Annotated in this window: 24 protein-coding genes and 3 tRNA genes; 5 read left to right on the top strand and 22 right to left on the bottom strand. The window is 70.5% G+C overall.

The window, feature by feature from the left end; translation table 11 throughout:
* Nucleotides 1-145 precede the first annotated feature (145 nt).
* From rplL to AC0665_RS01225, 9 genes are all read right to left on the bottom strand, one after another.
* A complete protein-coding gene (gene rplL / locus AC0665_RS01265) occupies nucleotides 146-535 on the bottom strand; it encodes a 50S ribosomal protein L7/L12 (RefSeq protein WP_363118624.1) in 390 nt (129 codons plus the stop codon).
* Between the two features lie 115 nt (nucleotides 536-650).
* The gene (gene rplJ / locus AC0665_RS01260) at nucleotides 651-1,181 is read right to left on the bottom strand and encodes a 50S ribosomal protein L10 (protein WP_033308984.1); all 531 of its coding nucleotides are present in this window, start codon (nucleotides 1,179-1,181) and stop codon (nucleotides 651-653) included.
* A 309-nt stretch (nucleotides 1,182-1,490) separates the two neighbouring features.
* Nucleotides 1,491-2,318 (bottom strand): SCO4651 family lipoprotein, encoded by an 828-nt coding sequence (locus tag AC0665_RS01255; RefSeq protein WP_478704226.1) that lies wholly within the window; start codon nucleotides 2,316-2,318, stop codon nucleotides 1,491-1,493.
* 94 nt (nucleotides 2,319-2,412) lie between these two features.
* Nucleotides 2,413-3,270: an SCO4651 family lipoprotein gene (locus AC0665_RS01250; protein WP_478704225.1), complete on the bottom strand. Its 858-nt coding sequence runs from the start codon at nucleotides 3,268-3,270 to the stop codon at nucleotides 2,413-2,415.
* 127 nt (nucleotides 3,271-3,397) lie between these two features.
* Entirely contained in the window at nucleotides 3,398-4,123 is a 726-nt protein-coding gene (gene rplA / locus AC0665_RS01245; RefSeq protein WP_030839732.1) for a 50S ribosomal protein L1, read from the bottom strand.
* Nucleotides 4,124-4,200: 77 nt separating this feature from the next.
* Nucleotides 4,201-4,635, bottom strand: coding sequence for a 50S ribosomal protein L11 (gene rplK / locus AC0665_RS01240; RefSeq protein ID WP_003992325.1), 435 nt, complete (start codon nucleotides 4,633-4,635; stop codon nucleotides 4,201-4,203).
* Nucleotides 4,636-4,805: 170 nt separating this feature from the next.
* Nucleotides 4,806-5,648 carry a transcription termination/antitermination protein NusG gene (gene nusG / locus AC0665_RS01235; RefSeq protein ID WP_468406646.1) on the bottom strand — a complete coding sequence of 281 codons (843 nt, stop codon included), beginning with the start codon at nucleotides 5,646-5,648 and terminating at the stop codon, nucleotides 4,806-4,808.
* An 80-nt stretch (nucleotides 5,649-5,728) separates the two neighbouring features.
* Nucleotides 5,729-6,013, bottom strand: coding sequence for a preprotein translocase subunit SecE (secE, locus tag AC0665_RS01230; RefSeq protein ID WP_468406644.1), 285 nt, complete (start codon nucleotides 6,011-6,013; stop codon nucleotides 5,729-5,731).
* Nucleotides 6,014-6,121: 108 nt separating this feature from the next.
* Nucleotides 6,122-6,194: transfer RNA gene (locus tag AC0665_RS01225), tRNA-Trp, on the bottom strand.
* 306 nt (nucleotides 6,195-6,500) lie between these two features.
* Here AC0665_RS01225 and AC0665_RS01220 point away from each other — a divergent pair.
* Nucleotides 6,501-7,727, top strand: coding sequence for a pyridoxal phosphate-dependent aminotransferase (locus AC0665_RS01220; RefSeq protein WP_478605219.1), 1,227 nt, complete (start codon nucleotides 6,501-6,503; stop codon nucleotides 7,725-7,727).
* A gap of 133 nt (nucleotides 7,728-7,860) precedes the next feature.
* Nucleotides 7,861-8,892 (top strand): adenosine deaminase, encoded by a 1,032-nt coding sequence (locus tag AC0665_RS01215; RefSeq protein ID WP_478704224.1) that lies wholly within the window; start codon nucleotides 7,861-7,863, stop codon nucleotides 8,890-8,892.
* A gap of 127 nt (nucleotides 8,893-9,019) precedes the next feature.
* Here the strand turns inward: AC0665_RS01215 and AC0665_RS01210 are convergent, their stop codons facing one another.
* Nucleotides 9,020-9,619: a TetR/AcrR family transcriptional regulator gene (locus AC0665_RS01210; protein WP_478507433.1), complete on the bottom strand. Its 600-nt coding sequence runs from the start codon at nucleotides 9,617-9,619 to the stop codon at nucleotides 9,020-9,022.
* 93 nt (nucleotides 9,620-9,712) lie between these two features.
* On the opposite strand from AC0665_RS01210, the gene AC0665_RS01205 reads away from it, so the two are divergent.
* A complete protein-coding gene (locus AC0665_RS01205) occupies nucleotides 9,713-10,345 on the top strand; it encodes an NAD(P)-dependent oxidoreductase (RefSeq protein WP_478605222.1) in 633 nt (210 codons plus the stop codon).
* 23 nt (nucleotides 10,346-10,368) lie between these two features.
* Here AC0665_RS01205 and AC0665_RS01200 read toward each other — a convergent pair whose 3' ends face one another.
* The 9 genes from AC0665_RS01200 to AC0665_RS01160 form a co-directional block, all read right to left on the bottom strand.
* Nucleotides 10,369-11,424, bottom strand: a complete 1,056-nt coding sequence (locus AC0665_RS01200; protein ID WP_478605225.1) for a UDP-N-acetylmuramate dehydrogenase — start codon at nucleotides 11,422-11,424, stop codon at nucleotides 10,369-10,371.
* Between the two features lie 90 nt (nucleotides 11,425-11,514).
* Nucleotides 11,515-11,895: a DUF3291 domain-containing protein gene (locus tag AC0665_RS01195; RefSeq protein WP_468635464.1), complete on the bottom strand. Its 381-nt coding sequence runs from the start codon at nucleotides 11,893-11,895 to the stop codon at nucleotides 11,515-11,517.
* 31 nt (nucleotides 11,896-11,926) lie between these two features.
* The gene (locus tag AC0665_RS01190; RefSeq protein ID WP_468406630.1) at nucleotides 11,927-13,363 is read right to left on the bottom strand and encodes an MFS transporter; all 1,437 of its coding nucleotides are present in this window, start codon (nucleotides 13,361-13,363) and stop codon (nucleotides 11,927-11,929) included.
* A gap of 93 nt (nucleotides 13,364-13,456) precedes the next feature.
* Nucleotides 13,457-14,011 (bottom strand): TetR/AcrR family transcriptional regulator, encoded by a 555-nt coding sequence (locus AC0665_RS01185; protein WP_363121043.1) that lies wholly within the window; start codon nucleotides 14,009-14,011, stop codon nucleotides 13,457-13,459.
* Between the two features lie 118 nt (nucleotides 14,012-14,129).
* Entirely contained in the window at nucleotides 14,130-14,558 is a 429-nt protein-coding gene (locus tag AC0665_RS01180) for a MaoC family dehydratase (RefSeq protein WP_363121054.1), read from the bottom strand.
* A gap of 8 nt (nucleotides 14,559-14,566) precedes the next feature.
* Entirely contained in the window at nucleotides 14,567-15,019 is a 453-nt protein-coding gene (locus tag AC0665_RS01175; protein ID WP_468406629.1) for an FAS1-like dehydratase domain-containing protein, read from the bottom strand.
* Nucleotides 15,020-15,122: 103 nt separating this feature from the next.
* Complete coding sequence (rpmG, locus tag AC0665_RS01170; protein WP_003948671.1) at nucleotides 15,123-15,287, bottom strand: 50S ribosomal protein L33; 165 nt, start codon at nucleotides 15,285-15,287, stop codon at nucleotides 15,123-15,125.
* An 88-nt stretch (nucleotides 15,288-15,375) separates the two neighbouring features.
* Nucleotides 15,376-15,448: transfer RNA gene (locus tag AC0665_RS01165), tRNA-Met, on the bottom strand.
* Between the two features lie 47 nt (nucleotides 15,449-15,495).
* Nucleotides 15,496-15,568 (bottom strand) — tRNA-Thr (locus AC0665_RS01160).
* Nucleotides 15,569-15,804: 236 nt separating this feature from the next.
* Here AC0665_RS01160 and AC0665_RS01155 point away from each other — a divergent pair.
* Together AC0665_RS01155 and AC0665_RS01150 are read left to right on the top strand one after the other, a co-directional pair.
* The gene (locus tag AC0665_RS01155; RefSeq protein WP_468406627.1) at nucleotides 15,805-17,064 is read left to right on the top strand and encodes an amidohydrolase family protein; all 1,260 of its coding nucleotides are present in this window, start codon (nucleotides 15,805-15,807) and stop codon (nucleotides 17,062-17,064) included.
* 65 nt (nucleotides 17,065-17,129) lie between these two features.
* Nucleotides 17,130-17,786, top strand: coding sequence for an NAD(P)H-binding protein (locus tag AC0665_RS01150; protein ID WP_478704223.1), 657 nt, complete (start codon nucleotides 17,130-17,132; stop codon nucleotides 17,784-17,786).
* Between the two features lie 147 nt (nucleotides 17,787-17,933).
* Here the strand turns inward: AC0665_RS01150 and AC0665_RS01145 are convergent, their stop codons facing one another.
* From AC0665_RS01145 to AC0665_RS01135, 3 genes are all read right to left on the bottom strand, one after another.
* On the bottom strand, nucleotides 17,934-18,146 hold the full coding sequence (locus AC0665_RS01145; RefSeq protein ID WP_478704222.1) for a hypothetical protein: 213 nt from the start codon (nucleotides 18,144-18,146) through the stop codon (nucleotides 17,934-17,936).
* A gap of 453 nt (nucleotides 18,147-18,599) precedes the next feature.
* Nucleotides 18,600-20,048: a rifampin monooxygenase gene (rox, locus tag AC0665_RS01140; RefSeq protein ID WP_478704221.1), complete on the bottom strand. Its 1,449-nt coding sequence runs from the start codon at nucleotides 20,046-20,048 to the stop codon at nucleotides 18,600-18,602.
* 189 nt (nucleotides 20,049-20,237) lie between these two features.
* Nucleotides 20,238-20,789 (bottom strand): CAP domain-containing protein, encoded by a 552-nt coding sequence (locus AC0665_RS01135; protein WP_478704220.1) that lies wholly within the window; start codon nucleotides 20,787-20,789, stop codon nucleotides 20,238-20,240.
* Between the last annotated feature and the right edge of the window lie 166 nt (nucleotides 20,790-20,955).

Below are 20,955 nucleotides of genomic sequence, written 5' to 3'. Positions count from 1 at the left end.
CCCCCCGTCACAGAGGGTTCAAGGCAACCGTGGCCGGCCCCCGAAAACGCTGAAGAGCGACCACCCGGATGGATGATCGCTCTTCCGCGCTTACGCGTTACACGTCCGGTGGGACGTGTTGCGGATCCTGACGGATCCGAGGGTGTTACTTGACCTCGACGGAGGCGCCGGCGCCCTTGAGGGACTCGGCGGCCTTCTCAGCGGCCTCCTTGGCGACCTTCTCGAGAACGGGCTTCGGGGCGCCGTCCACGAGGTCCTTGGCCTCCTTCAGACCCAGGGAGGTCAGCTCACGCACGACCTTGATGACCTGGATCTTCTTGTCGCCGGCACCCGTGAGGATGACGTCGAACTCGTCCTGCTCCTCAGCGGCCTCGGCAGCGGCGCCACCAGCGGCACCACCGGCGACGACGACCGGCGCGGCAGCGGCGGCGGTGACGTCGAACTTCTCCTCGAACGCCTTCACGAACTCGGAGAGCTCGATGAGGGTCATCTCCTCGAACTGCGCGAGCAGGTCTTCCTGGCTGAGCTTCGCCATGATTGGCGGTCCTTCCACTAAATCGGCAGGTGCCGGATGTACATGTGAGGCGGGCGTACTACTGGCCCGCTACGGTCGCCGCGTTCAGGCAGCGGCGGCCGGGATGCGAGCCGAGTTACTCGGCACCGCCCTGCTCGTCCTGCTTGGCACGGAGCGCGTCCACGGTGCGGACGAGCTTCGACGGCAGCGCCTGGAAGACAGAGGCAGCCTGGGACTGCTTGCCCTTCATGGCACCGGCCAGCTTGGAGAGCAGAACCTCGCGGGACTCGAGGTCCGCAAGCTTCTTGATCTCATCGGCGGACAACGCCTTGCCGTCAAGGACGCCGCCCTTGATGACGAGGTTGGGGTTGTCCTTGGCGAAGTCACGGAGACCCTTCGCCGCCTCGACCGGGTCACCGGTCACGAAGGCGACGGCCGACGAACCCGCAAAGAGGTCGTCCAGCGTCGTGATCCCGGCCTCGTTGGCCGCAATCTTGGTCAGCGTGTTCTTCGCCACACGGTACTGAGCGTTCTCACCGAGTGAACGACGCAGCTGCTGGAGCTGCGCGACGGTGAGACCGGTGTACGCGGTAACGACAGCAGCGTTGGAGTTGCGGAACTTGTCCCGCATCTCCTCGACGGCATCGACCTTGTCAGGCCTCGCCATGAGCCTCGGCCTCCTTCCGGGTGATTCGGACCGCGCGGACCCGAAGGAGGACTGGGGAAAACGAAACGCCCCGGCGCAAGCGCACGGGGCGTAGCTCGACCGGTTTCACGCGCGCACTGGGCGGCGGGGCTCCGGGAACTCTTCCTGTGTCACCTGCGCGGGTCGTCCGCCGTTCAGCGGATCCTTCGGCCACCACGCCCTCAGATGAGCACGCGGTAACGACCAGCGGTCTTTGGCTTCTGTAGGAGAGTACGGGAACGGATCGCCGTCAAGCAAATCCGCCCGTACGGCTGATCTGTGCGGGGCGGTTCAGCCCTGCTCCAGCTCCTTGAACATCTCGCTCAGGTCCGCGACGTCCTTGGCCGGCGGGGCCGTGACGGTGACCGGCTTGTTGTAGTCCAGGAAGGTGATGGTCATGTCCATCGGGCCCTTGTCGGCCTGGCCCTTCATGCGGAACTGCTTGGTGTGGTCCTCGCCGTCGATCCACATGTCCATCGCGAGCTTGTCGATGCCGAGCTTCTCGTACTGCTTGATGCTCTTCTCGCGCTGCTTGCGGGTCTCCGCCTTGTCGTCCTTGAGCGAGGCGCGCAGGTCGTCGAGGGTGACCGTGCCCGAGTAATGGGTGGTCTCGACGCCTTCGACCTTCTCGCTGCCGACCTTCTTCACGTCCTTGGCGCCCTTGAGGAAGGTGGACTCCGCGGCCGGATTCTGCTCGGCCTGGCTCGTGGACCCCATCCGGTCCATGTCCTTGGCCGCCTCGGAACCGGACAGGTCGAACTTCAGCCAGCGCTTGCCGTCCATCTCCTTGGCCATGTCGGCTCCCCCACCGAGGTACATGGCCTTGTCGACGAGCCGGATCTCCACGGCCTCGCCCGCGCCCTGGGCGGACGCCGTCATCTTCATGCTCATCGCCACCGTGGGCTTCAGGCGCATGGAGGCCTCGCCCTGGACACTGCCCGACTCCGGGACCGTGCCCTTCATGCGGTACCGGAGGGACGTGATGTCCTCCGTGTTCTTCGCCGCCTTGGCGACGGCCGCGGCGGGCGTCATCTCCGGAGACTTCTCGGAACCGCAGCCGACGGCCCCGGCGGCCAGGAGCAGGGCAGACAGCCCGGCGGCAGGTATGGACTTCTTCATCTGAATTCCCCCCAAGGAATACACGCTTGCTTCACAGCAAGGCCGCGAGCCTATCCCAGAGGGGTACAGGTGATCTATCGAAATAGGGGCGGGCTCAGGGTGTGGCGGACTGCTTGCGCATGAGGTCCTCGAAGTCCCCGGTGTCGGCGTGCGGGGGCCGCTCGGCGCGGACCGGCACGCCGTAATCGGTGTAGTGCGCGGTCTGGGTCATCGGGCCCGTGTCCGTCCGCGCCTTCTCCACCTTCTTGACCAGCAGGTCGCGCCGGTCGACCCAGATGTCGACGGTCTGGGTGGTGACACCGGCGCCGGTGAGCTGCTTGCGCAGATCTGCGTCGGCGACGTCGGCCGCGGTCACGGTCCCGGACCAGTGGGTGGCGGACCGGCCGCGGACCCGCTCCTCGCCGACCTTCCTGACATCGCCGGAGGACAGCAGGAGTTTCACGGACTGGTTGGGTGTGGTGCTGCGCAGCTGGTCGCCGAGGTGGCCGCCGGAGCCGCCGGTGAGGGCTTCGAGGTCCTTGTACGCGTACCGGATCCAGTGTTTGCCGCCGGCCTGCTCGGCGAATTTCTCGCCCATCCGCGCGTAGTACGCGTCGGGCAGGTAGCGGGCCTCCATGGAGGTGGTGCCGAGCCGGCGCATGGTGCCGGCCATGGTGCCGCCGGTGTACGTGATGGTGAGGGTGCCGGTGATGCCGTCGCTCCAGCCGAGGGTGCCGTCGGCGGTCATGGACATCAGGGAGCCCATGGTCGTCGTGGACTCCACCCGCGCGGACTCGGCGTGCTCGGTGGCGCGTTCGGCCAGGCGCAGGGCGGCGAGGGACCGCCCGTGCGGTGCGCGCCCGGGCCGGTCGGATCCGTCGGTGGTGTCCGGGGAGGTGCAGGCCGTCAGCCCCGTCAGCGCGGTCACCACTGCCAGTCCCAGGCCCATGCGTCGCACCCTCGTGCCCTGCATACGTCCCCCTGTTCGCCTCCGGTTCCCGCACGTTAACCCAGGCCACCGGCGTACGTACCGGAAAAGGGAACGGGCCCCGCACCTGTAAGAGGTGCGGGGCCCGTGACCGGTTGGGTGAGCCTCAGGCTCAGACCGCAGCCGGGTCCTCCTCGACGAGGAGGTTGCGGGTGCGGTTGGAGTCGACCGGAATGCCGGGGCCCATCGTGGTGCTGATGGCGGCCTTCTTGATGTAGCGACCCTTGGCGGCGGACGGCTTCAGACGGAGGATCTCCTCCAGCGCCGCGCCGTAGTTCTCCACCAGCTTGGTGTCGTCGAACGACGTCTTGCCGATGATGAAGTGCAGGTTCGCGTGCTTGTCGACGCGGAACTCGATCTTGCCACCCTTGATCTCGGTGACAGCCTTGGTGACGTCGGGGGTCACGGTGCCGGTCTTCGGGTTAGGCATCAGACCACGCGGACCGAGCACACGGCCGAGGCGGCCGACCTTGCCCATGAGGTCCGGGGTGGCGACGACGGCGTCGAAGTCCAGACGGCCCTTCGACACCTCGTCGATGAGCTCGTCGGCGCCGACGATGTCGGCGCCCGCGGCACGAGCGGCCTCGGCACGGTCACCGGTCGCGAAGACCAGGACCCGGGCGGTCTTACCGGTGCCGTGCGGGAGGTTCACGGTGCCACGGACCATCTGGTCGGCCTTGCGCGGGTCGACACCCAGACGGAAGGCGACCTCGACGGTGCCGTCGAACTTGGTCGTGGAGGTCTCCTTGGCGAGACGGACGGCCTCGAGCGGGGCGTAGAGCTTCTCCCGGTCGATCTTGGCGTCCGCAGCGCGAAGGGACTTGCTGCGCTTGCTCACTACTGCTCCTGTGGATGCTGAGGAGTCGTGGTCCGGGCCGAGCAGGCCCTGCCACTTCTGCTGATGGAGGTTGGGGCTCAGCCCTCGACCGTGACGCCCATGGAACGGGCGGTGCCGGCGATGATCTTCTCGGCGGCGTCCAGGTCGTTGGCGTTGAGGTCGGGCATCTTGGTCGTGGCGATCTCACGGACCTGGTCACGCGTGATCTTCGCGACCTTGGTCTTGTGCGGCTCGCCCGAGCCCTTCTCGATGCCCGCGGCCTTCAGGATCATCTTCGCGGCCGGCGGCGTCTTGGTGATGAAGGTGAAGGAACGGTCTTCGTAGACCGTGATCTCCACCGGGATCACCCAGCCACGCTGCGACTCGGTCGCGGCGTTGTAGGCCTTGCAGAACTCCATGATGTTCACGCCGTGCTGACCCAGCGCGGGGCCGACCGGCGGGGCCGGGTTGGCGGCACCGGCCTGGATCTGGAGCTTGATGAGCCCCGTGACCTTCTTCTTCTTGGGAGGCATAGCTCTCCGGGTCCTTTCGATTCGGGTCCTGCCGGCCTCCGGGGACCACCCGGACGCAGGCATACCGCACAACGATAGCGGGTATAGATGCGCGGCCAAAAACCGCGCAGGTCAGGCAAGCGCCGGAGCGATCGCCTGACCTGCGCGGAAGCGGTGAGGTCCGGAAGAAACTAGTTCTTCTGGATCTGGTCGAAGGAGAGCTCGACCGGCGTCTCGCGACCGAAGATCTCGACGAGGCCCTTGACCTTCTTGGAGTCCGGGTTGATCTCGTTGATGGTCGCCTGCAGCGTGGCGAACGGGCCGTCGGTGACGGTGACCGAGTCGCCGACCTCGAAGTCCAGCACCTGGACCTCGACCTTGCGCTGCGGAGCCGGCTTGCCCTCGGCCTCGGCGGCCTCGCGGGCGGCCTTCTCCTCGGCCTCCGGGGCGAGCATCTTGACGATCTCGTCCAGCGTCAGCGGGTACGGGTCGTAGGCGTTGCCCACGAAGCCGGTGACGCCAGGGGTGTTGCGGACGACGCCCCAGGACTCGTTCGTCAGGTCCATGCGGACCAGGACGTAGCCCGGGAGCTTGTTCTGCTTGATCGTCTTGCGGTCGCCGTTCTTGATCTGGACGACCTCTTCCTGCGGCACCTCGGCCTGGAAGATGTAGTCCTCGACGTTCAGCGAGACGGCGCGCTGCTCGAGGTTGGTCTTCACGCGGTTCTCGTAGCCGGCGTAGGTGTGGATGACGTACCACTCGCCGGGCAGGACGCGCAGTTCCTCGCGGAGCTTCTCGATCGGGTCGCGGTCGTCCTCGGGCTCTTCCTCGAGCTCGGGCTCTTCCTCGAGTGCGTCCGCGGCCTCTTCGCCGTCCTCGGTCTCCGCCTCGGCGGCGTCGTCCGCGACGGCGTCGGCAGCCTCGGCCTCGGCGGAGGCCTCGGTGTCCTCGCTGTCCGCGCCCTCGACGGTGTCGAGCTCGTCCTCGACGGACTCGACCGGCTCGATGGCGTCGTTCACGTTCGGGTCAGACACGGTGGCTGCTTCTTCCTGGATACATAGGGGTGGAACATGCGAAAAAAGCGCCGGGTACCTCGGCGCTCTTCGCGGACTGCTCAGCCGAACACGTACTTGGCGGCGTTGCTGAGCCCATAGTCAATCACGGTGACCAGGCCGATCATGATGACGACGAAGATGATCACCACGGTCGTGTAGGTCGCCAGCTGGTTGCGGGTCGGCCAGACGACCTTGCGCAGTTCCGCGACGATCTGGCGGTAGAAGAGGGCAAGGCGCTTCAGCGGGCCCTTCTTGCCACGCTTGCCGCCCTTGCGGGTCTTCTTCGACTCCGGCGCCTCGTCCTGGGCATCAGGCATGTCGATGGAGCCCACGGCGTCCGTCACTCGTCCTCACCTGATTCCGGGTCGTGGCCGTGCCGCGCCCGGTCTGAGCCGCACGGCGGTGCATTGCTGTACGTACATGCGCACACATCCTGGCGAAGGTGTGTGTAGCAGGGCCGGAGGGACTTGAACCCCCAACCGCTGGTTTTGGAGACCAGTGCTCTACCAATTGAGCTACGACCCTTTGTGTGTCCCCCAACGTACCGCATCCGTCCGGATGCTTGGTGTGCACCGAACGGGCGCGGCCTGCTGAAGGCCAACGAGGTGAGAGTGTACGTGCTCGGCGGCCGGTCGTCGAACAGAAAGGGCCGGACGCGGGGCTCGCCGGCGGAAGATCGCCACCGGAACGGCGGGCGGACTGATGGGATTCCGCCGAAGATCGCCCAGGCCGCGCGGGCGATCCGCACTGTTGTTCAGGGCTTTGCCCGACGTTGTTCAGTCTGTGAAACCCCTGTGCCGCGCGCGATTCCTGTCTGAAACGATGGGGCCCATGAGCGCTGCAACCCCTCCCACCGAGCGCCGGGTCTCCGCCCGAGTCGGCGCGATCTCCGAGTCCGCCACCCTCGCCGTGGACGCCAAGGCCAAGGCCCTCAAGGCCGCCGGGCGGCCGGTGATCGGCTTCGGCGCCGGTGAGCCCGACTTCCCGACCCCGGACTACATCGTCGAGGCCGCGATCGAGGCCTGCAAGAACCCGAAGTTCCACCGCTACACGCCGGCGGGCGGCCTGCCCGAGCTGAAGGCCGCCATCGCCGCGAAGACCCTGCGCGACTCCGGCTACGAGCCGGACGTCTCGCAGATCCTGGTCACCAACGGTGGCAAGCAGGCCATCTACGAGGCCTTCGCCGCGATCCTCGACCCGGGCGACGAGGTCATCGTCCCCGCGCCGTACTGGACGACGTACCCGGAGTCGATCCGGCTGGCCGGGGGTGTCCCGGTGGAGGTCGTCGCCGACGAGACGACCGGCTACCGGGTGACCGTCGAGCAGCTGGAGGCGGCCCGTACGAAGAAGACGAAGGTCGTCCTCTTCGTCTCCCCGTCGAACCCGACCGGCGCGGTCTACAGCGAGCAGGAGACCGAGGCCATCGGTCGCTGGGCCGTGGAGCACGGCCTGTGGGTGATGACCGACGAGATCTACGAGCACCTGGTCTACGGCGACGCCTCCGCGGTGTCGCTGCCGGCGGTGCTGCCCGAGCTGCGCGACAAGTGCGTCGTGGTCAACGGTGTCGCCAAGACGTACGCGATGACCGGCTGGCGCGTGGGGTGGATCATCGGCCCGAAGGACGTCGTCAAGGCCGCGACGAACCTGCAGTCGCACGCCACGTCCAACGTCTCCAACGTCGCCCAGGCCGCCGCGCTGGCCGCCGTCTCCGGTGACCTGGACGCCGTGGCGGCGATGCGTGAGGCCTTCGACCGGCGCCGCAAGACCATCGTGCGGATGCTGAACGAGATCGACGGCGTGGTGTGCCCGGAGCCGGAGGGGGCGTTCTACGCGTACCCGTCGGTGAAGGCGCTGATCGGCAAGGAGATCCGGGGCCGGCGCCCCAAGGACACCGTCGAGCTGGCCGCGCTGATCCTGGAGGAGTCCGAGGTCGCGGTGGTACCGGGCGAGGCGTTCGGCACGCCGGGCTACCTGCGGCTGTCGTACGCGCTCGGTGACGAGGACCTCGTCGAGGGCGTGAGCCGGATCCAGAAGCTGCTGGCGGAGGCGCGGGACTGACGTCCGCTTTCGCCGGTCCACGGCTCCTGGGGCACCTACCGGGTTCGGTAGGTGCCCCATTTGTTTGTGCGAGCAAGACCACGAAAGGGGAAACGGCTACCGGGACGGCCGGGACGTACGGCAGGATCCTGGGATGGAGCGTGTACGTGATGTCTCTGAGCTGCCGAAAGCCCATCTGCACCTGCACTTCACCGGGTCGATGCGGCCCTCGACCGTGCTGGAGCTGGCCGACAAGTACGGCGTCCGGCTGCCCGACGCGCTGAGTGAGGCGCTGACCAGCGGGGAACCGCCGAGCCTGCGGGCGACGGACGAACGGGGCTGGTTCCGCTTTCAGCGGCTGTACGACGCGGCCCGCTCGTGCCTGCGGGCGCCGGAGGACATCCAGCGACTGGTGCGGGAGGCCGCGGAGGAGGACGTGCGGGACGGGTCGGGCTGGCTGGAGATCCAGGTCGACCCGACGTCGTACGCGCCGCGGCTGGGCGGGCTGATCCCGGCGCTGGAGATCATCTTGGACGCGGTGGAGACGACGTCGCGGGACACGGGACTCGGGATGCGGGTGCTGGTCGCGGCGAACCGGATGAAGCACCCGCTGGACGCGCGGACGCTGGCACGGCTGGCGACGCGGTACGCCGACCAGGGCGTCGTCGGGTTCGGGCTGTCCAACGACGAGCGGCGGGGCATGGCGCGCGACTTCGACCGGGCGTTCGCGATCGCCCGGGAGGCCGGGCTGCTGTCGGCGCCGCACGGGGGTGAGCTGGCGGGGCCGTCGTCGGTGCGGGACTGTCTGGACGACCTGGGGGCGGACAGGGTCGGGCACGGGGTGCGGGCGGCGGAGGATCCGCGGCTGATGAAGCGGCTGGCCGACCGGCAGGTGACGTGCGAGGTGTGTCCGGCGTCGAATGTGGCGCTGGGGGTGTACGAGAAGCCGGAGGACGTGCCGCTGCGGACGCTGTTCGAGGCGGGCGTGCCGTTGGCGCTGGGCGCGGACGACCCGTTGCTGTTCGGATCGCGTCTCGCCGCGCAGTACGAGATCGCGCGGCTGCATCACGGGTTCACGGACGCGGAGCTGGCGGAGGTGGCCCGGCAGTCGGTGCGCGGGTCGGCGGCTCCGGAGGACGTGAAGACGAAGCTGCTGGCGGGGGTGGACGACTGGCTGGCGTCGTAGCGGCCGGTCCACCGGTGATGTGGCGGCCCGCGCCGGGTCCTCTCGCGTGCGGTGGCCGCGGGCGCGCCGTGACCGGCGTCCCGGCGGTATCCCGCCCGGCCGGGCCCGGAAGCGGCGGCCGCGTCGGTCAGACGCCGATACCGGCCAGGAGCGTACGGGCCAGTCTCGCGGCGAACGTGTGCGCCGAGGGCCGATCGGCCGTCACGTCGTAGGCGAAGGCCCGCTGCGCGCACGCCCCCATCAGCAGCGAGGCGGCGGCGAAGGTGTCCGCGTCGGCCCGGATCCGCCCGGCGGCCTGCTCGGCCCGCAGGTACGCGTCCAGCCCCTCGATCGGCAGATGCGGTCCCTTTCCCCGCTCCCGCATCGCCTCGTCATGGCGCCGTTTGAGCTGCGTCTCGGCGTACAGCGACGCCGCGATCGGAAAGCTCTGCTCGTAGAAGAGGGCCGCCCGGTGGGCGATCTCGGTGAGGTTCTCCTCGACCGTGCCGCCGCCGTGCTCGGTGGCCAGGCCGTCCAGGAACGGGGTCAGCTGTGGCAGCCGTTCCATGAGGACCCGGATGAACAGGTCCTCCTTGCTCGCGAAGTGTTTGTAGAGCGCGGCCTCGGAACAGCCCGCGGCCCGGGCGATCTCCTTCGTCGTGGCGCGGGCCAGTCCGACCGTGAGCATCAGCTGGTGGGCGGCGTCCAGGACGCGCTCCCTGGCCGGCTTCGATGCCGGTGGCTGCATGACCATCCCCTGGGTTGACGAGTGGGTGAGTACTTACTCACTCTAGGAGACACCGGGGTGAGTGAATACTCACCCACCAGGTTGGGGGAACTCATGAAGCTGACTGTGTTCGGGGCCACCGGCGGGGTCGGACAGGAGATCGTGCGCCAGGCGCTGACGGCCGGCCACCGGGTCACGGCCGTCGTGCGGGATCCCGGACGGCTTGAGGTGACCGGCCCGGGGCTGGACGTGGTCCGTGCCGATCTGACGGATGAGGGGGCGGTGCGTCCGGCCGTGGCGGGGCGTGACGCCGTGCTGTCGGGGCTCGGCGCCCGCAGCCGCAAGGACGCCGGGATCGCGACCCGGCTGACGCGTACGGTGCTGGGCGCGATGGAGGCGGAGGGGGTGAGGCGACTGCTCGTGGTCAGCGCCGCGCCGCTCGGGCCCGCGCCGGAGGGGGACGGGCCGTTCGACCGGGCCGTGCGCGGCGTCGTCTCCGCCGTGCTCAAGGAGGTCTACGCGGATCTGCGCGCGATGGAGGAGCAGATCGCCCGTAGTGCCACCGACTGGACGGTGGTGCGGCCGCCGCGACTGCAGGACCGGCCCGTCACCGGGAAGTACCGGGTGGTCGTCGGCGGGTCCCCGGCCAGGGGCCGCTTCCTGGGGAGGGCCGACGTCGCCCACGCGATGCTGGCGATGACCGGCGACCCGGCCACCGTGAAGCAGGGCGTCGGGATCGCCTACTAGGTCGTGTCCGGCCTAGGCCCCCCTCAGAGGCTGACCCCGACCGTCACCGGCTCGTTGACCAGGGTGATGCCGAAGGCCTCGCGGACTCCGGCCACGACCTCGCGGGCGAGGGCGAGGAGGTCCTCCGTCGTCGCGCTCCCCCGGTTCGTCAGCGCCAGGGTGTGCTTCGTGGAGATGCGGGCCGGTCCGTCGCCGTAGCCCTTGGTGAAGCCCGCCTTGTCGATCAGCCAGGCCGCGGAGGTCTTGGTGCGGCCCTCGCCGGCCGGGTAGGCGGGGGGTTCCACCCCGTCGCCGAGCCGGTCGCGGACGCGGGCGCGGAATGTCTCGAAGTCCGTGTCCGTGAGGATCGGGTTGGTGAAGAAGGACCCGGCCGACCAGGTGTCGTGGTCCTCGGGGTCCAGGACCATGCCCTTGCCGGCGCGCAGCTTGAGCACCGTCTCGCGGGCCTGGGCCAGGGGGACGCGGTCGCCCGGCTCCACGCCGAGGGCCCGGGCCGTCTCGGCGTAGCGGAGAGGGGCGGAGAGGCCCTCGGCGTCCTCCAGGCAGAAGCGGACGCGCAGGACGACGTAGCGCTCGGGGTCGGACTTGAAGCGGCTGTGGCGGTAGGAGAAGGCGCAGTCCTCGTTGGCCAGGGTGACGGTCTCACCGCTGCGGCGGTCGTAGGCGACGACCTCCGTGATCGTCGAGGAGACCTCCTGGCCGTACGCCCCGACGTTCTGGATGGGGGTCGCTCCGGCCGAGCCGGGGATGCCGGCCAGGCATTCGATGCCGGCCAGGCCCGCCTCGACCGTGCGCGCGACGGCGTCGGTCCAGATCTCGCCGGCGGCCAGTTCGAGCCGGGTGCCGTCGAGGGTGAAGCCCTTGGTGGCGATGACGAGGGCGGTGCCGTCGAAGCCCTTGTCGCCGATGACCAGGTTCGAGCCGCCGCCGATGAGCAGCAGCGGGGTGCCCGCCTCGTCGGCTTCGCGGACGGCGGCGATCACCTCGTCGTCCGTCGTGGCGGTGACCAGCCGGGTCGCGGGGCCGCCCAGCCGGAAGGTCGTCAGCGGGGCGAGGGGGGCGTCGTGGAGTTCCTGCACGGGCTCAAGACTACGAGACGGCACCGACAGCGCCGGGCACGCGTCCGTGCGGCCCCGTCCCACAGGGGAAGGGGCCGCACGTGGTGGTGCTCAGGTCAGGCGGCGGAGCGCCTCGGACCAGGGGACCGGGAGGTCGTCGCTGTCGACCTGCCAGGCGGTGAAGGCGGAGTCCTTCATCTGCGGGGCCAGGCCGCTTGCGGCCGGTCCGTGCGTGCCCGCGCGGGCGAAGGCGTGCAGGGCGTCCTTGGACTCCCAGGCCGACAGGGTCCAGAAGGTCCGCTGGAAGGGCTTGGCCCGCAGGGTCGCTCCGTAGGCGCCGGGGCTGGTGCGGACCTGCCGCCAGACGGCGGGCGTGCCGGCGAGGAACCTCAGCGCTCCCCACAGCGTGCGCGTCTCGAAGCGGGAGGCGAAGACGTGCACCTCGGTGCCGGGAGGCGGGGTGTTCGGGACGGTCCAGGGAAGGGTCGGCATGGCCGCTTCTCCTTGTCGGGTCGTGGTGGGGTCAGTGGGAGGCCTCGGCGAGCACGGGTGCCGGCTCGGCCGGGGTCTGCTGCCGTCCGGCCTGGCGCCGGGTGGGTGTGAGCAGGGCCGCGACGCCCGCGAGGGCCACCACCGCGGAGCCCGTCACCAGGGCCGGCCGCATGCCGTCGACGAAGGTCTGGCCGGTCTCGTAGCCGCCCTGGGCCGCGAAGATCGACGCCATGACGGCGATGCCGAGCGCCCCGCCCACCTCGCGCAGGGCGTTGTTGGCGCCGGAGGCGATGCCCTGCTCCGACGGCCGCACACTGGACATCACCAGGTGCGAGGCGGGGGCGAAGAACAGGGCCATGCCGACGCCGCTGACGATCAGGGCGGGTAGCTGGGCCGCGTAGGAGGCGTCGGCCGTGGCCACGGCCGCCATGTAGCCGAGGCCCAGGGCCTGGAGGAACAGTCCCGCGGCGACGACCGGGCGGCCGCCGACGCGGTCGGCCAGCAGGCCTGCGATCGGGGCGACGAGCATCGGCATGCCGGTCCAGGGCAGCATCCTGAGGCCCGCCTCGGTGGGCGAGTAGCCGAGTACGCCCTGCATGTACTGGCTGAGCAGGAAGATCGAGCCGAACATGCCGAGGAACATCAGCAGGCTCGCCGCGTTGATGCCGGCGAAGGCGCGGGAGCGGAACAGCCGCATCGGGAGCATGGGGTTCTTGGCGCGTGTGCTGTAGAGGACGAAGCCGACGAGCAGCGCGCCGCCCGCGAACAGCCCGGTCAGCACCAGGGAGGAGGTCCAGCCGTCGGCGGGGCCGCGGACCAGGCCGTAGACGATGCCGAAGAGGCCGCCGCTGGCGAGCAGGGTGCCGGGGATGTCGAGCGGGGCCCCGGTGCCGTGGGACTCGGCGAGGCGGAGGCGGGCGAGCGGCAGCAGGGCCAGACCGAGCGGGACGTTCAGCCAGAAGATCCACTGCCAGGAGATGTGTTCGGTGAGGCTGCCGCCGACCAGCGGTCCGGAGGCTACGGCGAGCCCGTTGACGGCGCCCCATATGCCGTACGCCATGCCGCGCTTGGCGGCGGGCACGGCGGCGGTCAGCAGGGTGAGTGTGAGCGGCATCATCACCGCCGCGCCGGCGCCCTGGACGGCGCGGGCGGCGATGAGGGAGTCGATGCCGGGGGCCATGGCCGCGGCGGCGGAGGCGCCGGTGAAGACGGTGAGGCCGGCGATGAAGAGCCGGCGGCGGCCGAAGCGGTCGCCGAGGGCCGCGCCGAACATCAGCAGCACGGCGAAGGTGAGCGTGTAGGCGCTCACGGTCCATTCCAGGTCGTGCAGTCCCCCGCCGAGGTCCTTCCGGATGGAGGGCAGGGCGGTGGTGACGACGAGGTTGTCGAGGGCCGCCATGAATCCGGCGACGCTGGTGATGACGAGGGCCCAGGCGGCTCCCCCGCGACGTGCGGTCTGCTGTGACATCGCTCCCCCATGGAGTGTGTGCCGTGATCGATTAGTTATTGATTACTAACTTTCGAGGTCATGAAAGGGCCGCGCCTTCGCCCTTGGGTGTCGTCAGCCGCCGGCCGCCGACGGGTTCAGCCCCGCCCAGACCCGGTGATCGGCCGGGAATCGCATGGCCACCAGACAGTTGATGAGCATGCCCTGGGCGAGGAAGGCCGTCGTCTCGCGGGCGTCGGCGCCCAGCGGCAGGTGGATGGTGTCCCACAGCCGCATCCAGCCCGCGCGCACCGCCTCACCGAACTCGTGGTCCCCCTCTTCCTCGGCGGCCGCCACGGCGAGGTACATCTGCATCTGCATCATCAGCCACTCGGGCTGCTCGGAGATGGTCTCGATGTACGCCCCGCCCATGGCCTGACGGGCCTCTTCGCCCTCCAGCCCCTCGGCCGCCTCGGCGAACATCCGGATGGTGTCCTCGACGCACCGCTCGGCCGCCGCCAGGAAGATCGCCTTCTTGCCGGGGAAGAGCCGGAAGAGATACGGCTGCGAGACGCCGACCCGGCGGGCGATCGCCTCGGTCGAGGTGCCGTGGTAACCGCCCCGGGCGAACTCCGCCGTCGCCGCCCGGATGACACTCTCGCGCCGCTCTTCCGCACTCATCCTGGCCATGCCATCGAAGTTAGTGCTCAATCACTAACTAAGTCAAGCGCTGTTCTGCGCCGCGGCACGTGCACGCGTAAGGGGCACCCTCAAAAGAGAGCGCCCCTTACATCGCGTCACGTCCTTCTCAGGCCAGCCGTACGACCGCCCGGGACATGCCCAGCACCTTCTGACCGGCGCTGGTGGCCGTCAGGTCCACGCGGACCGTGTTGTCGTCGAGCTTGGCGGCGACCTTGCCGGCGACCTCGATCACGGCACCCTGGTCGTCGTTCGGGACGACGACCGGCTTGGTGAAGCGGACGCCGTACTCGACGACCGCGCCCGGGTCCCCGGCCCAGTCGGTGACCACCCGGATCGCCTCGGCCATGGTGAACATGCCGTGTGCGATGACATCCGGCAGGCCGACCTCCTTGGCGAACTTCTCGTTCCAGTGGATCGGGTTGAAGTCGCCGGAGGCACCCGCGTAGCGGACGAGGGTGGCGCGCGTCACGGGAAAGGTCTGCGCGGGCAGCTCGGTGCCGACCTCGACGTCGGCGTAGGAGATCTTCGCGGTCATGATGTCGCTCACGCCTCCTCGGCCGCGCGGGCCACGAGCTTCGTCCAGGCGGTCACGACGTGCTCGCCGGCCTCGTCGTGCACCTCGCCGCGGATGTCCACGATGTCGTTGCCCGCGAGGGACTTGATCGCCTCGATGGTCGAGGTGACCGAGAGCCGGTCGCCGGCGCGGACCGGGCGGCGGTAGGCGAACTTCTGGTCCCCGTGCACCACGCGGCTGTAGTCCAGGCCGAGCTGGGGGTCCTGGACGACCTCGCCCGCGGCCGCGAAGGTGATCGCGAAGACGAAGGTCGGCGGGGCGATCACGTCGGGGTGACCGAGTGCCTTGGCGGCCTCCGCGTCCGTGTACGCCGGGTTGGCGTCCCCGACCGCCTCGGCGAACTCACGGATCTTCTCCCGGCCCACCTCGTAGGGCGCGGTGGGCGGGTACGTCCGCCCCACGAAGGACTGATCGAGCGCCATGGCTCGGTACCTCCTGCTAGGTCTACTGACCGGTACGGGTCCCTTACAACGACGCGAGGCCGCCCCCGATCACTCGGGAACGGCCTCGTGTACGAGCCTGTTTTTATCGCGTTTCGCGATGCGCGGTGTGCGCATTGCAACGCGGGCAGTGCTTCTTCATCTCAAGACGATCCGGGTTGTTACGCCGGTTCTTCTTGGTGATGTAGTTCCGCTCCTTGCACTCCACGCAGGCCAGCGTGATCTTCGGGCGGACGTCGGTGGCAGCCACGTGAGTGCTCCTAAGACGAACGGATGGACTGTTTAACGCAAGAAGAGTAGCCGATCGAAGGACCGACCCCGCAATCGGCTACTGTGTGTAGCGGTGACCGGACTTGAACCGGTGACACAGCGATTATGAGCCGCTTGCTCTACCGACTGAGCTACACCGCTTTGATGTGGTCCGGGCCCCGCCTCGCGACGGGAACCAGTCACACCAGAGCCCCAAAACGGAATCGAACCGTTGACCTTCTCCTTACCATGGAGACGCTCTGCCGACTGAGCTATTGGGGCGAGCGATGAAGACATTACACGCTCGGCCGCCGTTCACCCAAATCCGTTTCGCGGCGCCCGTCCCGGGCCCCGGACCGTCCTCCCGGCAGCCCCGTGCGTGCCTCGCGTCCCGTGCGCGGACCACGCCGGTACGACTATTGCGCTCCTCCCCGCCGGGGCCGGGAGGCCGTCCTAGGCTCGTCTCACTCTGCGTGATCATGCGTCCTCCCGCGCACAGCCCGAGCCCCTGGAGTGCGATGCCCGACAGCCGGCCGCAGCCGCCACCGCCCCCGTCGTCCTCGCCGGGTCCGGCGGACCCGTCGTCGCTGCTGCTGTGCGGCGCCCGGCTCACCGACGGCCGGACCGTGGACGTACGGCTGGGCGGCGGGCGCATCGAGGCGGTCGGCACGGCCGGCAGCCTGGCGGCAGGCACCACGCGCGCGGGCGGCGCGCGCGTGGACCTCAGCGGCTATCTGCTGCTGCCGGCCCCGGTCGACCCGCACACCCACGCCGACACGGCTCTGTCGGCCGACGACGAGGGCCCGGTCTCGTACGAACCGCAGGACGTGCAGCGCCGGGCGACCGAGGCCGCCCTGCTCCAGCTCGGGCACGGGGCGACGGTCACACGGGCGCATGTGCGCGTGGGCGGCGTCCAGGGCCTCGGCGCACTGGCGGCCGTGCTGCAGGCCCGGCGGGCGCTGCGCGGGCTGGCGGAGCTGACGACGGTGGCGATGCCCCGGGTGCTGACCGGGGTGGCCGGCGCGGACGGGCTGGCGATGCTGCGCGACGCGGTGAAGATGGGCGCCTCGGTGGTGGGCGGCCGCCCGGACCTCGACCCGGATCCGACGGGGTACGCGGAGGCGGTCCTGGAGGTGGCCTCCGAGCACGGCTGCCCCGTCGACCTGCACACGGACGCCGGGGACCCCGCCCGGCTGGCCCGGCTCGCGGCGATGGCGGGCGGACTGCGCACCGGCGTGACCCTCAGCCCGTGCGGCGACCTCGGGCGGCTGCCCGCCGACGTGGCCGCGCGCACGGCCGACCAACTCGCGGCGGCCGGGGTGTCGGTGGTGTGCCTGCCGCAGGGCGGCTGCGGTGGTGTCGACCGGCGCGGGGCGGCTCCCGTACGGCTGCTGCGGGCGGCCGGGGTACGGGTGGCCGCCGGGAGCGGGGCGCTGCGGGACGTGTCCAACCCCGTGGGCCGCGGCGATCCGCTGGAGGCGGCCTTCCTGCTGGCCTCGCGCCACGGGCTGTCGCCCGAAGAGGCGTACGACGGGGTGAGTTCCGCGGCGCGGGCGGTGCTGGGGCTGCCCGAGGTGCGGGTGGAGGCGGGTTTCCCGGCCGAGCTGCTGGCGGTGCGCGGTGACGGGCTGGCGGGGGCGCTGTCCCTGGCGTACAGCCGGATCGTCGTGCACCAGGGGCGCGTGGTGGCGCGTACCAGCGCGGTGCGGGAGTACTGCAGTTCGGCGGCCTCGGTGGAGCTGGGGCTGCCGCGGCAGGGCCGGGGCGAAGCGCCGTAAGGCGTCGGGCGGGGTGGGGCGGCGTCGTGCGGCGGACGGTGCTGTCCAGGCGTACGGTCGAAGGCATGCGCATTGTCATCGCTGGTGGTCATGGTCAGATCGCGTTGCGGCTGGAGCGGTTGCTCGCCGCGCGCGGAGACGAGGTGGCGGGCATCATCCGCAAGGCCGAACAGGCCGACGACCTGCGGCAGGCCGGTGCCGAACCGGTCGTGCTCGACCTGGAGTCGGCGTCCGTGGACGAGGTCGCGGAGCGGCTGAGGGGTGCCGACGCCGCGGTCTTCGCGGCGGGCGCGGGCCCGGGCAGCGGGGCGTCCCGCAAGGACACGGTGGACAAGGCCGCGGCGGTCCTCTTCGCTGACGCGGCGGTGAAGGCGGGCGTACGGCGCTTCGTGATCGTGTCGTCCATGAGTGCCGACGCGCGTCACCAGGGCGACGAGATCTTCGACGTGTACCTGCGCGCCAAGGGCGAGGCGGACGCCTACGTGCGGGGACTGGACGCCCTGGACTGGACGATTCTGCGCCCCGGGCAGCTCACCGACGACGCCGGCACCGGTCTCGTACGGCTGGAGGCGCGCACGGGCCGCGGCCCGATCCCGCGCGACGACGTGGCCGCCGTGCTGGCGGAGCTGGTGGACACCTCGGCGACGGCCGGGCTCACGCTGGAGCTGATCAGCGGTCCGGTGCCGGTGTCCGTGGCGGTGAAGTCGGTGGCCGGGAACTGAGGTTCGCGGCGGCGGCGGGAGTCGGCGGGCCTCACGACAGGGGCAGTTGGTCGGCGAGAGTCGGCGGGCCTCAGACCAGCGGCAGTTGGGCAGCGGGAGCCGGCGGGCCTCAGAGCAGGGCAGTTGGGCGGCCGGAGCCGATGGGCCTCAGAACAAGGGCAGTTGGCTGGGGAAATCCGGGACCGTGTAGCCGTCCAGGGATGGTTGCTCCGGGCCCGGACGGGCCTGGCGGCGGGAGCCCGGGCATGAGGTGAGTTCGCCGTGCTCGCGGGCACCGGGCGGGTCGTGGCGCGCGTACCGCCCGGCCACGACGGCGATCTCGCGGCGGCACTCGGGGCAGATCCTGCGGCGGGAGGACATGGGGCCAGTGTGCCGCGCGAGCGGCCGGACCGCGCCTGTGCCCTGCGCGGACAGCCCTGTTTCGCCTCCGCCTCCGGTGCCGACAGGGGTGGCGATGCGGTTGCCTGGGTCGATCGGCGGAGGTGGGCTCGTTCGGCGTGGTCGGGTGGGGGCCGCTGGGCGGGTTCGGCACAGTCGGGTGAGCGCCGACGGGCGAGTCCGGCACCGTCGGGTCAGCGCCGACGGGCGAGTCCGGCACCGTCGGGTCAGCGCCGACGGGCGAGTCCGGCACCGTCGGGTCAGCGCCGACGGGCGAGTCCGGCACAGTCGGGGGGCCACGCCGGCGAGTCCGGCGCGGTCCTCCAATGGGCCGCGCCGGGTGAGTTGCGTACGGTCCGGTGGGCCACCGCCGGGTGGGGCGTGTGAGGCGGAGGCGCCGTCACACGTCACCCCACCGGCCCGCACCGGGCCCTCTCAGCCGGTCGGCGCTCCGAACCACCTCGGCAGCACGTCGAGCAGCTCCCGCTGGTCCTCACCGGCCCAGGCCACGTGGCCGTCCGGTCGCAGCAGCACCGCGGGCACGTCGAGTTCCTCGCTGACGTCGACGACATGGTCGACCCGGTCCGCCCAGCCCGCCACGGAAAGCCCGCCGCCGCCGGCCCGCCGGGCGCCGGTCTGGTCGAGCAGCAGCCCGCGGCCACCGCGCATCCGCTCGTAGAGGCGGCCCTCCTTCAACCGCAGGTCCCGCAGCCGCCGTCCGAGCAGTTCGTGGCCCTCACCGAAGTCGTAGCGGACGGCGATCGCGGTGGTCTTCTCAGTCAGGTACCGGTTCACCTCCTCGAAGTCCATCAGTTCCGCCAGCAGACGGCGCACCGCCTGCGGACCCGGATCGGGCGACAACAGGTGCATCTGCGCCCGGGTGTTGTCCAGCACGGCGGCGGCCACCGGGTGGCGTTCGGCGTGGTAGCTGTCCAGCAGTCCCGGCGGTGCCCAGCCGCGCAGTTCGGCGGCCAGCTTCCAGCCGAGGTTGAACGCGTCCTGGACGCCTAGGTTGAGGCCCTGGCCGCCGGTCGGCGGATGGATGTGCGCGGCGTCACCGGCCAGCAGGACCCGGTCGACGCGGAAGCGCTCGGCCAGCCTGGTGGCGTCACCGAAGCGGGAGAGCCAACGCGGGGAGTGCACGCCGAAGTCGGTACCGGAGTATGTGCGCAGCTGCTGCTTGAACTCCTCCAGGGTCGGGGCGACCGTGCGGTCCGCTGCCACGCCCTCGGCCGGCACGAGGACGCGGTACACCCCGTCCCGGACCGGCATGGCGCCGAACCGGAAGTGGGTCTTGCGCACTTCGGCCATCACGGCCGCCAGCTCCTCGGGTGGCGCGGTCAGCTCCATCTCGCCCAGCAGCGTCTCCACCCTGGAGGGCTCACCGGGGAAACCGACGCCCAGCAGCTTGCGCACCGTGCTGCGGCCGCCGTCGCAGCCGACGAGGTAGCGGGAGCGCAGCCGCGTGCCGTCGGCCAGCTCGGCGGTCACACCGTCGCCGTCCTGGCTCAGCCCGACCAGAGCCTCGCCGCGCCGGATCTCGGCGCCGAGCTCGGCGGCGTGCTCGGCCAGGAGCCGGTCCGTGACGGGCTGCGGGATGCCGAGGACATACCCGTGCGTGGTGTCCAGCCGCCCGGGTGACGGTGTGGCGATGCCGGCGAAGCCGCCGATGTGGTGGTGCTTCTTGCCTTCGGCGAGGAAGCGGTCCAGCAGGCCGCGCTGGTCCAGCACCTCGATGCTGCGCACGTGCAGCCCGAGCGCGCGCACGTACGCGGCCGGCTCGGCCTCCTTCTCCAGCACCACGACCCGCACGCCGTGCAGCCGGAGCTCCCCGGCCAGCATCATCCCGGTCGGGCCACCGCCGGCAATGATCACATCGATCAAGGGATCCCCCGTAATTCGCGTCGTTTTTCCTCTTCCGGCGGAAGAGTCTGCGGCACGACGGGGGCCTTGCCGCAAGGCCCCCCATGCGCTATACGTTGAAAGTGGCAAGGAGCGACCGACTCCTTGCCCTTTCCGTTTTCGGATTCCGGGAAATGCCGGATGGCCGGCGGGGAATGACGGAGGGCCGGTTCAGTAGCCGGTGGCCAGGTCCAGCGTCCACCAAGGCCCGCCGGAGCCCTGCGCGACCCCCACCCCGGCATGGATGTAACGGCAGGTCAGGATGATGGCCCTGTGCTCGGGACTGTCGATCCAGACACGGACGGCGGCCTCGGGTGTGCCTGGGCCGGCGGCGATGTTCTCGGCGATGTGGCCGGGGTGGTAACCGGCGTCCCGCATCCGCGCGGCCGGACTGCTGCCGTCGCTTCCGGTGTGGGTGAGACGCTGCCTGCGGGCCATGTCGGTGCTGTGCCTCTGGGCGGCGCGGTTGAGTGAGCTGCGCAGCCGAACGGGCCCGCAATCGGCCTGGGAGCGCTGCTTGTTGACGGCGTCGACGACCCTGGCCACCAGATCGTCACGGACCGGGCTGGGGCGGGTGTCGGTGGTCGTGCCCCGGGGTCGGGCCGGCCCGGGCGGCGGCAGGAGCGACGAGGGTGCCTCACGGTAGGGCGGCGGCATCGGCACGGGTGGCCCGGCCCAGCCGACGAGCAGAGCGGCCCCCAGGGCGAGCGTGGCTGTCGACATCCCCGTCATCGTCTCCCTCTTCGTCTCTCGTCTTTTCCGTCTTTTTCTTTCGTCGCTCTTCGTCCTGTCTTCTTCGTCTTCTCCTTTCTCTGCTGTCTGTGTTCCGTGCCGGAGTGGCGGAGGAAACGAAAAGCCCCCTTTCGCCTGCGTCCGCAGGCGAAAGGGG

Source organism: Streptomyces sp. NPDC043685 (genome assembly GCF_056436585.1).
The sequence above is the reverse complement of the archived record's forward strand: the minus strand, read 5'-3'. Positions and strand labels throughout refer to the sequence as shown.

What these genes read in the sequence shown, in the direction of transcription:
- AC0665_RS01190 (WP_468406630.1), bottom strand. Translation starts at nt 13,363, where the DNA reads ATGTCACAGCAGACCGCACGTCGCGGGGGAGCCGCCTGGGCCCTCGTC.
- AC0665_RS01195 (WP_468635464.1), bottom strand. Translation starts at nt 11,895, where the DNA reads ATGCCGACCCTTCCCTGGACCGTCCCGAACACCCCGCCTCCCGGCACC.
- AC0665_RS01145 (WP_478704222.1), bottom strand. Translation starts at nt 18,146, where the DNA reads ATGTCCTCCCGCCGCAGGATCTGCCCCGAGTGCCGCCGCGAGATCGCC.
- AC0665_RS01215 (WP_478704224.1), top strand. Translation starts at nt 7,861, where the DNA reads ATGGAGCGTGTACGTGATGTCTCTGAGCTGCCGAAAGCCCATCTGCAC.
- AC0665_RS01180 (WP_363121054.1), bottom strand. Translation starts at nt 14,558, where the DNA reads ATGACCGCGAAGATCTCCTACGCCGACGTCGAGGTCGGCACCGAGCTG.
- AC0665_RS01175 (WP_468406629.1), bottom strand. Translation starts at nt 15,019, where the DNA reads ATGGCGCTCGATCAGTCCTTCGTGGGGCGGACGTACCCGCCCACCGCG.
- rplL (WP_363118624.1), bottom strand. Translation starts at nt 535, where the DNA reads ATGGCGAAGCTCAGCCAGGAAGACCTGCTCGCGCAGTTCGAGGAGATG.
- AC0665_RS01210 (WP_478507433.1), bottom strand. Translation starts at nt 9,619, where the DNA reads ATGCAGCCACCGGCATCGAAGCCGGCCAGGGAGCGCGTCCTGGACGCC.
- AC0665_RS01135 (WP_478704220.1), bottom strand. Translation starts at nt 20,789, where the DNA reads ATGTCGACAGCCACGCTCGCCCTGGGGGCCGCTCTGCTCGTCGGCTGG.
- AC0665_RS01185 (WP_363121043.1), bottom strand. Translation starts at nt 14,011, where the DNA reads ATGGCCAGGATGAGTGCGGAAGAGCGGCGCGAGAGTGTCATCCGGGCG.
- AC0665_RS01155 (WP_468406627.1), top strand. Translation starts at nt 15,805, where the DNA reads ATGCCCGACAGCCGGCCGCAGCCGCCACCGCCCCCGTCGTCCTCGCCG.
- AC0665_RS01250 (WP_478704225.1), bottom strand. Translation starts at nt 3,270, where the DNA reads ATGCAGGGCACGAGGGTGCGACGCATGGGCCTGGGACTGGCAGTGGTG.
- AC0665_RS01205 (WP_478605222.1), top strand. Translation starts at nt 9,713, where the DNA reads ATGAAGCTGACTGTGTTCGGGGCCACCGGCGGGGTCGGACAGGAGATC.
- AC0665_RS01150 (WP_478704223.1), top strand. Translation starts at nt 17,130, where the DNA reads ATGCGCATTGTCATCGCTGGTGGTCATGGTCAGATCGCGTTGCGGCTG.
- rplJ (WP_033308984.1), bottom strand. Translation starts at nt 1,181, where the DNA reads ATGGCGAGGCCTGACAAGGTCGATGCCGTCGAGGAGATGCGGGACAAG.
- AC0665_RS01220 (WP_478605219.1), top strand. Translation starts at nt 6,501, where the DNA reads ATGAGCGCTGCAACCCCTCCCACCGAGCGCCGGGTCTCCGCCCGAGTC.
- rplK (WP_003992325.1), bottom strand. Translation starts at nt 4,635, where the DNA reads ATGCCTCCCAAGAAGAAGAAGGTCACGGGGCTCATCAAGCTCCAGATC.
- AC0665_RS01255 (WP_478704226.1), bottom strand. Translation starts at nt 2,318, where the DNA reads ATGAAGAAGTCCATACCTGCCGCCGGGCTGTCTGCCCTGCTCCTGGCC.